The organism is Lonsdalea quercina (assembly GCF_900107885.1).
In the GTDB taxonomy this organism is placed as follows: Bacteria; Pseudomonadota; Gammaproteobacteria; order Enterobacterales; family Enterobacteriaceae; genus Lonsdalea; species Lonsdalea quercina.
In genome coordinates, this window is sequence record NZ_FNQS01000003.1 from 142,272 (window position 1) to 156,614 (window position 14,343).

The following is a 14,343-nucleotide window of genomic DNA, read 5'->3' on the forward strand; positions in this document are numbered from 1 at the left end:
GTCAACGGCATGGCAATGAGGAAGCCTTACGATGAAAAAGAAGCCGCTCATCTCGCCTGATGGCATGGCGGATGCGACGCTAAAACGGCGCACCCACATTATCGATGCCGCTGACCGCCTGTTTCGTCAGCATGGCTTCACGCGCACGACCACCAGCATGATTGCCGCGCAGGCAGCGGTATCAAAGCGCGATCTGTACGCGCTCTTCCAAAATAAAAACGAAATTTATTATTCGGTCGTCGAAAAAAATCAGCGCCTGTTTCTGGATCTTCCGCGCCCGGAAGCCGAGGACCTGCCGATGTTGGCGTCGCTGATAAAAATTTTTCGTCTGGATATGGATGACGCGGCGGGGCGACGTCGGCTGGAGTTCATCCGCGTTTTTATGAAGGCCGCCGTAGAAGCGCCGGAGGCGTCCGGTCGCCTTTATGCCAGCGGACGATTCCATCCCCGTGAGGCGCTCATGGCCTGGCTGCTGACGCAGGCCCGACGCGGCAAGTTACCGCTAGAAGACGAAGAGGATGTGAAGGTCTATTCCGGCATGCTGATGAACATCGTCTTCGGCGCGCTGCTCCCCGTGCGACACGACGGCGAGGAGATAGGCGACCGCACTACGCATGTCATCAAAGCGCTGACCATTTTCCTTCAAGGTGTAGGCTGCGACATAAGCTAATCTATTTTTTATCTATAAGAATCATACACCTGGCAAATAAGGTTATCCGGAATTCATCTATGAGACGCGGCGGAGCGATTGCTAGGATGAGGGCTACGGCGCCGTTGCGCCTTCGCCTGCGAGGAGAAATACTTATGTCCACCATCGAAGTGACCGCCACTCAGCCGGAAGTCCGGGTCAATTCCGCCGAACCATTTACGCCGCTCCCCCGCCCGACGTCGCCTGCGCATATTATCGCCAGCGATGAAGAGGCTATCGCCGTCGCCGAACGGCTGGCTGCGCAGTTTGCGCAGGGTGCCGCGCGCCGCGATCGTGAAGGCATTTTGCCGATTGCCGAGCTGGAGACGTTTTCACAAAGCGGGCTATGGGGCATCACCATACCGCGCGCCTACGGTGGTGCTGGCGTTTCCTACTCCACGGTGGCGCAGGTGATCGCGATTATCTCTGCGGCAGATTCGGCTCTGGGACAGATCCCGCAGAACCATCTGGCCGGCGTAGCGCATTTGCTGACTGACGGCACCGAGAATCAGAAAAAAACGCTGCTGGCCGGGATTCTCCAGGGCATACGCTGGGGTAACGCCTTCTCAGAAAAGGGCGGGGCCACCGTGTCCGACTTTAAAACCACGCTGCGACGCGAAGGCAAGGAGGTCGTCGTCACCGGAGAGAAGTTCTACGCAACCGGCGCACTGCTCGCGCATGTCGTTCATACGGTCGCCATCGACGAGGAAGGGTTGCCGCATCTGGTCGTATTCGATCGCGACGCGCCGGGACTGACGGTGATCAACAACTGGTCGAGCTTCGGCCAGCGCACTACCGCCTCCGGCACCGTCATACTCGACCATGTTCGCGCCCCCATTGAACGCGTTATTCCTGCCTGGCGCGCCTTCGATCGCCCGACCCCTTCCGGGCCGATTTCGCAGATCATTCAGTCCGCCGTAGACGTCGGTATCGCTCGAGGCACGATAGCCGATACGATGTCATTCGTGCGGGAAAAAACGCGCCCCTGGATCGACAGCGATAAAGAGACCGCAGCGGAAGATGTTTTCACCATCGCCGCCGTAGGCGATTTGTCTATTCGCCTGCACGCCGCCGAAGCGCTGCTGGCGCGCGCCGGGCGACTGATTGACGTTGCCGTGGCGACGCCAAATGAAGAAACGGTGGCCGCCGCCGCTATCGCCACCGCCGAGTCGAAAGTGCTTTCCACCGAAATTGCCCTTCTGGCCGGGAACAAGCTGTTCGAGCTGGCCGGAACGCGCTCCACGCTGGCCGAATACAATCTCGACCGCCACTGGCGCAACGCCCGGACGCACACGCTGCACGACCCGGTGCGCTGGAAGTATTTCCACGTCGGCAACTACTATTTGAACCAGGTGAATCCCCCGCGTCACGCCTGGAACTGACCGAGTAAGCCACGACCTACGAATAGTTGAAAAGAAGGACGTCAATGAAAGATCTGAGCTGAAAAGTGGAGCAATGAAACCGTTTCGCCGCCAATGTCGCGTATCGCCCAGACCTCGTCTGGGCTGATTCACGATGCAAACGTCATCGTCATGAGCCGTTAAATGGTGACGGGTTGAAGCTCCCGTCAAAATGACGGAATACCCCATCGGGCGAAACCACATCGGCCGATAATCTAATAGCCGCTGGCCGCGCCCTCGGCGTCTCTCTCAGAATAAAAACGCCGGTTTTAGTAGGACGAGATCAACTCCATCACCCCGTTGATGATGAACTGTACCCCCATGCAAACCAGCAGAAAGCCCATCAGGCGCGAGACGGCGTCGATGCCGCTTTTACCAATCAAACGCATGATAAAACCGGCGCTTTTCAGGCACACCAGCAGGATGAGGGCCACCGCAATGAACGTCACCACCGGACTCACGACCAGCACCCAAGGTTCGAATCCGAGCGAGTTGGCTTTCAGCGTCGATACTGAGCTGATGATCATCGCTATCGTCCCCGGCCCTGCGCTTCCGGGCATTGCCAGCGGCACAAACGCGATATTTTCCGAATCCTTTTTGGTCACGTCCGGCACTTTTTGATCCGCCGATGCCGTCTCGATATGCGACTTCTGGGGAAACAGCATGCGGAAACCGATAAAGGCGACAATCAACCCGCCGGCAATCCGTAACCCCGGGATTGAAATGCCGAAGGTATTCATGACCAGCTGACCCGCATAAAAAGCCACCATCATGATCAAAAAGACGTAAAACGCCGCCTTGGTGGACTGCTGGCTGATGTCCTTGCGGGTCATGTTTCCCGACAGGCTCAACAGCAGCGCCACCGACGTCAAGGGGTTGACCAACGGCAATAGCAGCACCAGCCCCAACCCTACGGCTTCAAACAATTCAGAGATCCCGGTCATACGGCTTCCTTATAATTCCAGCGATGCAATGAACCTCAGCCTAGCATAGGAAAAATGGCAGAGAACAGGGCGTTATCGCCAGAGAGGGGTCCAACCCGACCCGGCCATGGCTGACCCTCGCACGGTATGCGACCCGCTGTCACGACGCGGGAGACCGGTCTTTCGTCGCCGCTTGTCGGGAGAGGTTATCGCTTATCTAGACGACTACTCATCGTCCATAACGCACAATAACGCTGTTACAATGGCATCGGCGGGCTTTGCCCAAGATTCACTTATTTAACACAGGGAGAATCGTGTATGTCTGAATTACCCCCCGTGGTCGACCATGTGATCATCAACGTCGCCGACCAGTTGGATGAAGCCAGCACGCTGTTTCGTCGTCTCGGCTTTCAACTCAGCGAACGCGGTCATCACACGATGGGCTCCAGCAACCATTTGGCGATCTTCGGCGAAACCTATCTTGAACTGCTGGGCTATGAACCCAAAACCGGCAAAGACTTTTGCCAGTCCCCGCTCGGCCTTAGCGGACTGGTATGGAAAACCCCAGACGCGGACTCCGTCTATCGGCACCTGCAACAGCAGCAGCTCGCCGGGGAAACGCCCGCGTCCTTTTCCCGACCGGTCACGCTACCAGACGGGAGCCAGATAGAGGCGCGCTTTCGCATCGCCCGTTTGCGCGCCGACGCCATTGGGAACGGCGTCAGCTTCTTTTGCCAACATCTGACGCCGGAAGCCGTGTGGCAGCCCGAGTGGCGCAAACATCGTAACGGCGTCGTCGAAATCACAGAATTCGTCATCGCCGCCGAGCGTCCGGAGGACGCTGCCGCGGTCTACCGGCGACTGTTTGACTCCGCGTTGTTCACACCCGCCGCCGACGGTGAATTACGCTTACAGGCAGGAGAGACGCGGGTTCGCTTTATCAGTGCCGACTCCGCCCGCGCCGAATTCGGCACGCTGCCCAGCGATGACAACGGTAAACCCCGCATGACGGCACTGAGCTTCAAGACCCGTTCGCTTGACCAGACGCGTCAGAGCCTGCTGGCCGGCAATCTGCCGTTTGTTGAGAAAGAAAACGACATTCTGGTGCCGACGGAAGCCGGGTTTAATCTCGCGCTAAGGTTTCATCCCTAACACCCGTGAAAATCTGCGGCAACTGACGGAACGCTCACGTCCGACGGCGGTCGGATAAATAAGGAGAGGGAGCGTGACGTCAGGATTACAGATGCGAATGCCATCCGGAGCCTCGTCTGACGCCGTTTGCCCCGCTATTTCCGACGAATTTTTGCAATTTCGTCGTCCTCGTTGCCCGCCCTTGTCAAGCGGTTTTGCGAGGGACGGCGACGATCACACAACGATTGATAGCCGCCGCCGTGAGCGGCCATACGATGGACCGATGATGAAAAAAACGTTTCTGCGCGCCTCCCTGGCGATGGGCTTCATGCTGCTTTGCGAACTGGCTCAGGCCACGACATTCACCGCCGGCGCAGGCCGGGCGGACATCGCCATCCCAGACGACATCTACCCTATCGACGGTTTCGTCGGGCAGCACGATCCGCTGGCAACACGCGTGATTCTGCTGGATGACGGGACGACCCGGCTGGGCATTATCGTCGTGGATCAGACGTCGCTGTCCGACGAATCGATCGCCAACATGAAGGACGCCCTCCAGCAGGTGGCGCAGGTCGCCCCGGCGCAGACGATCGTCAGCGCCAGCCACGGCTTTTCCGCGCCGCACGTTTTGCCGCATGAACATACCTCGCCGGACGTTCAGGCTCAGTCCACGCGGATGCAGCAGGCGCTCCTAAATGCGGTACGCTCGGCGGCACTGTCGGCGGTCAAATCCATGACCATCGCCCAGGTGGGCTACGGGGAAGGCGTCAGCCGGGTGAACGTTAATCGCGACGTCTCGACGCCGTTCGGCTGGTGGCTCGGCGCCAACGGAGAAGGGAATAGCGACCCGGCGTTGTCCGTGTTGCGGATCGACACCGCTCGGGGTGCGCCGCTGGCCGTTGTGATCAATTACGCCGTCCAGTCTTCGGTGATGGATGGCTCCACGCTAAAAGCGGGGGGCAAACTGATCACGTCGGATCTGGCGGGCGTCGCCACGCGCTACGTGGAACAGCACGGCGGCGCGCCGGTAGCGGCATTTTTGGTGGGCGCGGCGGGCGATCAGGCGCCTCGTCGTCAGGCTAACCGGCATGTCGTCAACCACGACGGCAGCGTCACACGCGTCGATAGCCATGAAGAGGGCTTTACGCTGCTCGATCAACTCGGCACGGAATTAGGTCGCGCGGCGACTGAAGTCTCCGGCGGCATTCACGCCGCCGCCACCCCCACGCTGACGCTGGAAAGAAAAAGCGTCACGGTGACGTCGCAAACGAACTCGCCCGGAAATGCGCCCAAAGGTCCGGTGACCACCTATACTTACACGCCGGGCCGCCCCGTCGCACTGCCGGTGGTGTTGATCCGGATCGGCGATATCGCGCTGGTCGGCGTGCAGCCGGAGCTGGCGGCGCAGATCGGCGAACGTATCAAGGCCGAGTCGCCGTTTGCGCACACATGGGTGCTGACGATGGTCGACGGCGCGGCAAAATACCTGCCGGATGACGCCAGCTACAACCGCTTTACCTACGAGGCGCGCAGTTCCGGCTTCGCGCAAGGTTCGGCAGACAAGCTGGTTGACGCCGTTCACGGCTGGTTGAACGATTTACATCGCGCCGCGCCGCATCCATAACCTAACCGCATGGGGCATTTTTCCTAACATGCGTGGTGCGACACAGAGACGACAGAGGATTTGACGGCGGGAAAACAACGGTGAAGTCATACCGCGGGACGGCATCGCCGCCTTTATGTTGTGTCATCGTCCTCGCCGTCCCTTCGGCCTTCAAGGGCTATTTCTCACTGCCAGTCCGCGTTACCGACTTCCGCCCGTTTCGGCGGTCATTACGCCCTACGGTCATTACCCAATGAAACAGGAGAATGAACATGAAAGTGCTCGGTTATGCCGCTAAGTCCGCCCAGGCCCCTCTGGCGCCGCTTGAGTTCACCCGCCGCGAACCGCGACCTGACGATGTCGTCATTGAAGTCTTGTACTGCGGCGTCTGTCATTCCGACCTGCATCAGGCACGCAACGACTGGGGAATCAGCTTTTATCCGCTGGTGCCCGGCCATGAAGTCGTTGGTCGCGTCACCGAGGTCGGCAGCGAGGTGACCCAGTTCAAACCGGGCGATCTCGCGGGCATCGGCTGCATGGTGGACTCATGTCGCGAATGTCAGCCCTGTCGGCAAGGTCTGGAGCAGTACTGTGAAGAGGGAAATATTCAGACCTACAACGGACACGATCGCCACGATCACCTGCCGACCTACGGCGGCTATTCGCAAAAAATCGTCGCGTCGCAGGACTTCGTGCTGCGGATCCCGGACAGTATCGATCTGAAAGCCGTCGCTCCGCTGCTGTGCGCGGGCATCACCACCTGGTCGCCGCTGCGCAAGTGGAACGTGACCAAAGGCAGTAAAGTCGCCGTCGTGGGGCTAGGCGGTCTGGGTCATATGGCGCTGAAGTTGGCGCATGCGATGGGCGCGGACGTTACGCTGTTCACCCGCAGCAAGAGCAAAGAAGCCGACGCTCGCCGTCTGGGCGCGCATCACATCGTGCTCTCATCCGATCCGACGCAGATGGAAGCGGTGAGCAACCACTTCGATCTGATTATTGATACGGTGCCTTACGAGCACGACGTGAATCCGTATATGACCACTTTGGCATTGGACGGTACGCTGGTGTTTGTCGGCCTGATCGGCAACGTCGAACCGGCGCTAAGCACAATGCCGATGGTGTTAGGCCGCCGCTCCATCGCCGGCTCCTGCATCGGCGGAATTGCGGAAACACAGGAAATGCTCGATTTCTGCGGCAAGCACGGCATTGTCTCTGACGTCGAGGTGATCGATATCCAGCAGATCAACCAAGCCTATGAACGGCTGCTCAAAAGCGACGTGAAATATCGCTTCGTCATCGACATGGCCTCGCTGAAGGCATGACAATCAAGCGTTAATCCTCGGCGTATCCAGCAGCCCGCATCGTGATGAGATTCATGGCGATGCGGGCCGTTTTTATTACAGGCAAAAAAAGCGCCGAGGAGCGATCCACGGCGCCATCGCCAGAACGCTCACGGTCGTCAGCGTCAGGGGTAGTTCACCCAGTCGCCGCCGTTGAGTCGTATCCAGGTTTTCCCCTGATAACGCATGACCACCGCCCCGTCGTTTTCTGACACTACCGGCGTCTTCGGCAGATTGTCGGTCAGGACAGACATATTGACGTTGGCCGCGTTAAACACCTGGCCATCTACCACGCGGGAAATCAGCTCGGACAGCGCCAGCATACTGGTCGGCGCATCGACGCGCAGCGGCTGCTCCTGATGCGGCGCTTTCATCCCAGCGAACAGAATGCCCACCGGCACATGCGTGATACTGGGGCTCGGGATATCCCTCAGACCGGACATCTGCATCTTGTCGCCCGCCAGCGCCGCGCCGTGTTCCGGCACGACGATCACCATCACCCTCCGTCCCGACTCATCGAGCTGGCGCATAAAGGCTTCCAACTGATCGAACATCTGCTGCGCTCGCGGCTGATACGGCGCGGATCGCGTCGTCCCCAGTTCGCGCGTGCCGTCATGCAGCGGGATCATGTTGACGAAGGTCGCGCTGCGCGTCTCATTACTCTGCTGGCGGTCATCAGCCCAGCGTTGCATCAGCTGCGCGTCGTTGAATACCGGCGTGCCATCGAAAGAGGTATAGGCCGGCGCTATCCCCGCCTGAGACAGCAGCGGCGCCCCGATCCCGCCCTGCTCACGCAGGGACTTCAGGTAGTTGCCGAAATTACCGGGGTGATCCAGCATTAACTGCTGACGGAAGCCCAGTTTTTCCAGATTTTCGAATAGATAGCAGTGATCCGCCGTCGGCTTGTAGATCTCGCTGTGCGGCGTCTGACCACAGCTGGCGCGTAGCAGACGGATGCCCGCAGGGCCGCTGTAACCCGTCGCCGAATTGTAGTTGCCGAGCAGAATATCGAACCGTTTCCACAGCGGATGATGACGGAGCTGCACCGTGTCCAAGTCAGACCACGACAGCGAGCAGATATTGACGATCAGCACGTCAAACGGCTGCGAATCCGCCGGGAGCGTTTCAGGAAAGTGCGTAACCCGCAGCTTTTCCTGCGCGTAAAATCGCGACAAAAAGGCCGTCAGATTGGCGCTCGTCGGCGGCGCGCTCTCGTCGAGTCCATCCGCAGAGGCGTTGGGCGCGCCGGGCTGCGGCGCATTGGAGTTGATGACCACTTGGGGGGTGGCGGCCGTCGTCGGCAGCAGTGAAAACGCCGGACCGGCAATATTGATCATATTGATCCAGCACAACATGGCCGTCACCAGCACGGTAACGCGCACCCACTGGGCGATAAACAGGTACAGAACCCACATCACAAACGCGCAGGCCACCATCCGGCCATTGATGAATCGATCCGCCAGATCGAGCAGATAATCGCCCGAAAACTCGGTAAGCTGCTCTCCCTGACTGAGAATAGTTTGAATCCCCGGCAGCCAGGTGTCGTGGTAAAGCAACGCGATCCCGACGGGGATCGAGATCCACTGACGCAGGCGGCGCAGGCGCTGAGACGGCAGCGGAAAAACCAGCCAGCATAGAAAGACCAGGTTATCCAGCGCGTGAAAGTTAAGATAGCCGAACCACAGCAGTGCGAACTTCAGCAAGAAATAGAAATTCCAGCCGCCCAAACCTCGCCAGCAGCTCCAGGAGGACGCCCCATTGGACGCCGCTTGTTTTACTTCAGTCATGATTATTTCACATCCGATTGTGAAGATTTTCGCCGCCAGGTTCCCACATATTTCATCGCGCGCGACGGCGTCAAACGATAAATAATCCCCCGCCAACGAGCAGACAGCCTGCGGGGAAAAAGCGTTCTCAACACTAAAATAGTCAGCAGGAAGAGAATGCCTGCATGCATGATTTCCATCAGGTTCATTTGTCCGTTCCTTTTCCCTGCGCCAGTGCGATGCGTTGCGGTACCCGTCGCGGCGCTGGCGGTGCCGATTCAGTTTTCGTCACGCGTACGGCAGCGTCGGCCGCCGACGTACGCGGAACCCTCGCCCCCATCAGACGGATTTCCGACAGAACAGGCAGATCTTCACACCAGACCTGACGCTCGGAGAACATCTCGTCGCACGGCAACGGGAAGATGGACGCCAGCGCCGTTTCAAGATCGTGCAGATGGCAGGAAAATAGGAAAAGGTATAAGCGGTTATCCATCACCGTGAACACATCGCCGTTACGCCGGGTTTTGCACAGCGTCAATGCCTGCTCCGCCCGCAACTGGCTCACTGGTGTCAACGCCACCAGCACACCTTTGCTGTTTTCCGGCAGCAGCGGGTCGTTCATCAGCAGCGTCACCGTATGACAGAACATTTCAAGAGCCATAAATCCTTTCTGGCGCAGCGGCTGCTGCAGCTTCCGCAGTACACTGAAATCTTTCGGCACGTCGCGTTGATAACGTTGCCCTTGCAACCCTTCGAGCATCATCAGAAAGCGCGACAACGAAGTGCCAAACGGCACGATAATATTGACCCCGCAGGCTAGCAACAGGCGCTCGTCGTTCTGACGCTGACCGACCTCCATCTCGCGAACGACAATCTTCAGTCCGGGGCCGCGAAGGCTGCGCAGTCGGTGGATATGGCGAGCCAGCCCGCCGGTCTGATCGTTGTGGCTGAGGCTGAAGATCACCGTCGCGGAATCGGCCCCTTCGGCCTGTGCATAAACCCGCTCGTTGCCGTCATGTAATTGCCACTGGTCCGATAATGGGGGCGCCCCTTCCAATACGCTGCGTTCGGCAATAAAAATATGTTCGTCATTTAAGGTTAATGGCGCGTTTTGCTCTTCTTTTTTCATCAACGAAAAGCGATTTTGCTCAAAATTTAACGCTAACTGTCGGTCTGCCAGTAATCGCGTAGCGTTATACCACCAATGTATTCTGTATTTCCAATTATCTTTTGGATATTCGAGACAGGAAAGACCATTTAAATAACAAAATAGGCCATGCAGATGATCACTGAGGGAGATTATTTTTCTTCCGTAAGTAATAATTAGCAATGAAATCTTTTTCCTTTTTAATACACTTTTTACTCTTTTTAACCACTCAGACAATTCTGAAGACGTTAATTTATCCCAATCACTAACCTCGGTATAAAACAAAACCAAGCGAGGAGTAGAGGAGGATGAAAATAGACGTAAAAAATCTTTATCCAACTTCAATAATGCTCTGTTGGTTTGCGGTAATGAATACATCGGAATACGATTCGGCCCTGAAGTCAGCGGCGGAGTCAGCAGCTCCTGCGGCGCGGTGGCTGAGCTGAGCAGCGTCACCGCTGACTGGGCGCTCATGACCTGCCGCGCCAGTGCAATAGCATCTTCCTGCCGTTGAACCGTAATCCAATAACACCCTGCCGGTTGAATCAGCATTAATTCATCCGGCAGTTGTTCTATTCCTAACGTAGAAAAATATTTCATAGGTTGTTTTTTATAATAGAGAGAACAAAAACGACGTTATCACTTGTCGTTAATTTTAAATTAAATGTAATATACTCAACAATGATTACCTTTTATCCCATTAATTATGGCAACGAACCACCCTTTAGCTCACAATGCAGATTAATCCGATAATTATAATTAAGCCAAAAGCTTTATTCTTAATCAATTATAAAATGATAACCATCAGTGGACGATGAAAAGAGAAAACGCCGTTTATAAAAATTCGGGTTGCCTACACCCGCAAAATGACATTGCCATATTGAATAAAGTTTTTTCATTAGCGCCTATTCGGTATGTCGATATTGCCAGAGAAAATCGTCTGGCCAGAATTATTGCGCGCTGGTCTTTACTGCATGAATTTAATTCCAGACAGCAAGAGAATCGTGACCCATGCCAATAATTGCTTTCCAGGGAATACGCGGCGGCGCTGGAACCACCGCACTCACTTCCGCGCTGGCCTGGGCTATCAACCAGAGCGGTGAATCGGTCATAGCGTTGGACTTTTCTCCCGCCAACCAGCTTGGTACCCAATTCAACACGCCGGTGTCCTACTGCGACGGCTGGATGCGCGCAACGCTGGACGATGGTGACTGGCGGGAAAACGCCCTGCGCTATCTCTCCGGCCTCGACTTCATCCCGTTCGGCCGCTTGGACGCCGACGAGCAGATGCGCTATCAGACGTCGTCGGATTTCCTTCAGCCCTGGATCGACGATCGCCTGAAGGGCCTGCGTCAGGACTACCGTTGGATTCTGCTGGACGTACCGGCGCATCCGCTTCCGTCAACGCAGCAACTGCTACACGCGGCAGACCGGGTGATCCGCGTGATCACGCCGGACGCCAACTGCCACCTGCGTCTGAATCGCGACCCCGTCGACGCCAACAACCTGTATCTTATTAACCGGTTCAACGTCAACAGCGCCGTACAGCGGGATCTGCACCAGCTGTGGAGCAGCACGCTGCAATCGCTGCTTCCGGTCATCGTCCATCAGGATGAAGCCCTTTCCGAAGCGATGATGATGAAGCAGCCCGTTGGAGAGTATCGCCCATCCAGTCTGGCGTCGGAGGAGGTGGCGACGCTGGCGACCTGGCTGCAATTGAACGTGACGGAGCGAAAAGCATGAATCTACTACGCTGGCTGCTCTGTCCGCCGATTCATCAGGCGCTACAGCGCCGCTACCACAGCTATCGTCACAGAGGCGTGTCAGGCCCGACGGCGTGCTTGCAGTGTCTGTGGGTGGTGCTGGCGTGGACTTTCTGTCGTCTGGAAACCCCCGCCTGGCAGCGCATTATCGCCGAACGGCATCAGCTGTTTCCACATATCGCCTCTCAGCGACCGCGACCGCTGGACGCGCTGCGTTATCTGCTGCAACTGGCCTGGCTGCTGCTGGTTTTCCCCAACGACGCCCGGCGTTCTTCGTTCAGCTGGCTGCTGAACGGCCGTCGGCGTCTCTACCGTTGGTTTGACGGCCTGCCGGAACGCGCTTTCCAGCGCAGGCTCCCTGCGCGAGCCGAGCGCCAGGTCAGTCGGCTGCCGCTCTGGCTGCGACGGCTCACTCTCATCGGCTGCGCAATCCTCGTCGGGCTGCTGGGACTGCTCTGCATCTCGCAGCCGTTTGATATCGCCACCCAGTTTATTTTCGTCCTGTTGCTGTGGGGCATGGCGATGGTAGTGCGTCGGCTGCCTGGCCGTTTGCCGACCATCATGCTGATCATGCTGTCGCTGACCGTCTCCTGCCGTTATCTCTGGTGGCGCTATAGTTCGACGCTCAACTGGGACGACCCGGTGAGTCTGGTCTTCGGACTGCTGCTGGTCGTCGCCGAAACCTACGCCTGGGGCGTATTGGTTCTGGGCTATTTTCAGACGCTGTGGCCGCTGCACCGCCAGCCGGTCGCCCTGCCCGACGATCCTGGGGTCTGGCCGACGGTCGATCTACTGATCCCCACCTACAATGAACCGCTCAGCGTCGTCAAACCCACGCTCTATGCCGCGCTGGGCATCGACTGGCCGCAGGACAAGTTGACCATCTACGTACTGGATGACGGCGACCGACCGGAGTTTCGCGAGTTCGCCGACAGCATCGGCGTTCGCTATATCGCGCGCACCACTCACGAACACGCCAAAGCCGGCAACATCAACCACGCCCTGCGCACCGCCTGCAATAGCGAATACGTCACCATTTTCGACTGCGACCATGTGCCGGCGCGTTCCTTCCTGCAGATGACGATGGGCTGGTTCCTGAAAGACCCGAAGATGGCGATGTTGCAAACGCCGCATCACTTCTTCTCGCCGGACCCGTTCGAGCGCAATCTGGGCCGTTTCCGGCGTACGCCAAACGAAGGCACCCTATTCTACGGACTGGTGCAAGACGGCAACGACGTCTGGGACGCCACGTTTTTCTGCGGCTCCTGCGCCATCATCCGCCGCAGTGCGCTGGATGAGATAGGCGGCATCGCCGTCGAAACCGTCACGGAAGATGCGCACACCTCGCTGCGTCTGCACCGACTGGGCTACTCGTCGGCCTATATCCGCATCCCGCAGGCGGCCGGGCTGGCGACGGAGAGCCTGTCCGCGCATATTGGCCAGCGCATCCGCTGGGCGCGCGGCATGGTACAGATTTTTCGTCTGGACAACCCGCTGATGGGGAAAGGGCTGACCTTCATGCAGCGGCTGTGCTATGCCAACGCCATGCTGCACTTTCTCTCCGGCATCCCGCGACTGATCTTCCTGTTGGCCCCGCTGGCTTTCCTGCTGTGCCATGCCTACATCATTTTTGCGCCAGCATTGGCCATCGCCATTTACGTACTGCCGCACATGCTGCATACCAGTCTGACCAACTCCCGCATTCAGGGACGCTATCGTCACTCGTTCTGGAGCGAGGTATATGAAACCGTGTTGGCCTGGTATATCGCCCGGCCCACCACCGTCGCACTGTTCAATCCCAACAAGGGCACGTTCAACGTGACGGCCAAAGGCGGTTTGGTGCCCCAGAAACACCTCGACTGGGTGATCACCCGCCCTTACGTCATGCTGGTGCTGCTGAATCTGGCAGGGCTGGTCATGGGGTTCTGGCGGCTGTACTGCGGTCCGCAGCACGAGGTGCTGACGGTGGTCATCAGCCTGATCTGGGTGCTGTACAACATGGTGATCCTCGGCGGCGCCGTTTCCGTCGCGGTCGAAGCCAGGCAGTTGCGCGAGTCGCACCGTGTAGACATCAATATGCCCGCCGCGCTGGCGCGGGAAAACGGCCATATGCTGCCCTGCACGCTGCGCGATTACTCAGACGGCGGCGTCGGCGTAGAGCTGCGGGAAGAACTTGCGCTGCGCGCGAAAGAAAAGGTGTTTCTGATACTGCAACGAGACGGTCAGGAGTTCTATTTCCCTTGTTATGTCCAACGCACTCTCGGACGCGCAGCCGGAATTCGGCTGCACAATCTGACGACCGAGCAGCAGGTCGACTTCATTCAATGCACGTTTGCTCGCGCCGACACCTGGGCGCTGTGGCAGGACAGCTTCCCTCAGGACAAACCCCTGCATAGCCTCGCGGATATCACCGTGCTGGGTTTCAAAGGTTACTTACGTCTGGCCGAGTACGGACCGCCCCGATTACGGCGGCTGTTCATGATACTGACGACGTTCGTCGCCTGGATGGCTTCATTTTTTCCCCAACAGGTCAGGATCAACTCTGCCGGCACGTCCGGCCAGAAGGCATGACCACAATGATG

12 protein-coding genes are annotated in these 14,343 nt (G+C 57.9%); 8 read left to right on the top strand and 4 right to left on the bottom strand.

What is annotated here, in order from left to right:
* The first annotated feature begins 31 nt into the window (after positions 1-31).
* Positions 32-670: a TetR/AcrR family transcriptional regulator gene (locus tag BLU64_RS05920; RefSeq protein ID WP_051625414.1), complete on the top strand. Its 639-nt coding sequence runs from the start codon at positions 32-34 to the stop codon at positions 668-670.
* 134 nt (positions 671-804) lie between these two features.
* Positions 805-2,070 carry an SfnB family sulfur acquisition oxidoreductase gene (locus BLU64_RS05925; protein ID WP_026741492.1) on the top strand — a complete coding sequence of 422 codons (1,266 nt, stop codon included), beginning with the start codon at positions 805-807 and terminating at the stop codon, positions 2,068-2,070.
* Positions 2,071-2,357: 287 nt separating this feature from the next.
* Here the strand turns inward: BLU64_RS05925 and BLU64_RS05930 are convergent, their stop codons facing one another.
* Positions 2,358-3,032 (bottom strand): MarC family NAAT transporter, encoded by a 675-nt coding sequence (locus tag BLU64_RS05930; protein WP_026741491.1) that lies wholly within the window; start codon positions 3,030-3,032, stop codon positions 2,358-2,360.
* Positions 3,033-3,329: 297 nt separating this feature from the next.
* Between BLU64_RS05930 and BLU64_RS05935 the strand changes: the two genes are divergently transcribed.
* The 3 genes from BLU64_RS05935 to BLU64_RS05945 all read left to right on the top strand — a co-directional run bounded on the left by BLU64_RS05935 (position 3,330) and on the right by BLU64_RS05945 (position 7,067).
* The gene (locus tag BLU64_RS05935) at positions 3,330-4,163 is read left to right on the top strand and encodes a VOC family protein (RefSeq protein ID WP_026741490.1); all 834 of its coding nucleotides are present in this window, start codon (positions 3,330-3,332) and stop codon (positions 4,161-4,163) included.
* A gap of 265 nt (positions 4,164-4,428) precedes the next feature.
* Complete coding sequence (locus BLU64_RS05940; RefSeq protein WP_074728103.1) at positions 4,429-5,766, top strand: hypothetical protein; 1,338 nt, start codon at positions 4,429-4,431, stop codon at positions 5,764-5,766.
* Positions 5,767-6,011: 245 nt separating this feature from the next.
* Positions 6,012-7,067, top strand: coding sequence for an NAD(P)-dependent alcohol dehydrogenase (locus BLU64_RS05945; RefSeq protein ID WP_074728105.1), 1,056 nt, complete (start codon positions 6,012-6,014; stop codon positions 7,065-7,067).
* A 143-nt stretch (positions 7,068-7,210) separates the two neighbouring features.
* Here BLU64_RS05945 and bcsG read toward each other — a convergent pair whose 3' ends face one another.
* Genes bcsG through bcsE form a run of 3 tightly spaced genes read right to left on the bottom strand, consistent with a single transcriptional unit; the run spans position 7,211 to position 10,598 of the window.
* Positions 7,211-8,872, bottom strand: coding sequence for a cellulose biosynthesis protein BcsG (bcsG, locus tag BLU64_RS05950; RefSeq protein ID WP_026741488.1), 1,662 nt, complete (start codon positions 8,870-8,872; stop codon positions 7,211-7,213).
* Positions 8,873-8,874: 2 nt separating this feature from the next.
* Positions 8,875-9,060: a cellulose biosynthesis protein BcsF gene (locus BLU64_RS05955; RefSeq protein WP_026741487.1), complete on the bottom strand. Its 186-nt coding sequence runs from the start codon at positions 9,058-9,060 to the stop codon at positions 8,875-8,877.
* Positions 9,057-10,598, bottom strand: coding sequence for a cellulose biosynthesis protein BcsE (gene bcsE, locus BLU64_RS05960; RefSeq protein ID WP_074728107.1), 1,542 nt, complete (start codon positions 10,596-10,598; stop codon positions 9,057-9,059). Before bcsE ends, BLU64_RS05955 begins: the two co-directional genes overlap by 4 nt.
* Before the next feature lie 214 nt (positions 10,599-10,812).
* Here bcsE and bcsR point away from each other — a divergent pair, with 214 nt between their 5' ends.
* The 3 genes from bcsR to bcsA are packed head-to-tail and all read left to right on the top strand — an operon-like array spanning position 10,813 to position 14,332.
* Complete coding sequence (gene bcsR / locus BLU64_RS05965) at positions 10,813-11,019, top strand: cellulose biosynthesis protein BcsR (RefSeq protein WP_071999713.1); 207 nt, start codon at positions 10,813-10,815, stop codon at positions 11,017-11,019.
* On the top strand, positions 11,010-11,741 hold the full coding sequence (gene bcsQ, locus BLU64_RS05970; protein WP_074728108.1) for a cellulose biosynthesis protein BcsQ: 732 nt from the start codon (positions 11,010-11,012) through the stop codon (positions 11,739-11,741). The genes bcsR and bcsQ overlap by 10 nt, the downstream gene beginning before the upstream one ends.
* The gene (gene bcsA / locus BLU64_RS05975) at positions 11,738-14,332 is read left to right on the top strand and encodes a UDP-forming cellulose synthase catalytic subunit (protein ID WP_074728110.1); all 2,595 of its coding nucleotides are present in this window, start codon (positions 11,738-11,740) and stop codon (positions 14,330-14,332) included. The genes bcsQ and bcsA overlap by 4 nt, the downstream gene beginning before the upstream one ends.
* Positions 14,333-14,343: the final 11 nt, after the last annotated feature.

Bases quoted from the DNA above. Each gene is read 5' to 3' on its own strand.
- BLU64_RS05920 (WP_051625414.1), top strand. From the start codon at position 32: ATGAAAAAGAAGCCGCTCATCTCGCCTGATGGCATGGCGGATGCGACG.
- bcsA (WP_074728110.1), top strand. From the start codon at position 11,738: ATGAATCTACTACGCTGGCTGCTCTGTCCGCCGATTCATCAGGCGCTA.
- bcsR (WP_071999713.1), top strand. From the start codon at position 10,813: ATGAAAAGAGAAAACGCCGTTTATAAAAATTCGGGTTGCCTACACCCG.
- bcsG (WP_026741488.1), bottom strand. From the start codon at position 8,872: ATGACTGAAGTAAAACAAGCGGCGTCCAATGGGGCGTCCTCCTGGAGC.
- BLU64_RS05940 (WP_074728103.1), top strand. From the start codon at position 4,429: ATGAAAAAAACGTTTCTGCGCGCCTCCCTGGCGATGGGCTTCATGCTG.
- BLU64_RS05955 (WP_026741487.1), bottom strand. From the start codon at position 9,060: ATGAACCTGATGGAAATCATGCATGCAGGCATTCTCTTCCTGCTGACT.
- BLU64_RS05925 (WP_026741492.1), top strand. From the start codon at position 805: ATGTCCACCATCGAAGTGACCGCCACTCAGCCGGAAGTCCGGGTCAAT.
- bcsE (WP_074728107.1), bottom strand. From the start codon at position 10,598: ATGAAATATTTTTCTACGTTAGGAATAGAACAACTGCCGGATGAATTA.
- bcsQ (WP_074728108.1), top strand. From the start codon at position 11,010: ATGCCAATAATTGCTTTCCAGGGAATACGCGGCGGCGCTGGAACCACC.
- BLU64_RS05930 (WP_026741491.1), bottom strand. From the start codon at position 3,032: ATGACCGGGATCTCTGAATTGTTTGAAGCCGTAGGGTTGGGGCTGGTG.
- BLU64_RS05935 (WP_026741490.1), top strand. From the start codon at position 3,330: ATGTCTGAATTACCCCCCGTGGTCGACCATGTGATCATCAACGTCGCC.
- BLU64_RS05945 (WP_074728105.1), top strand. From the start codon at position 6,012: ATGAACATGAAAGTGCTCGGTTATGCCGCTAAGTCCGCCCAGGCCCCT.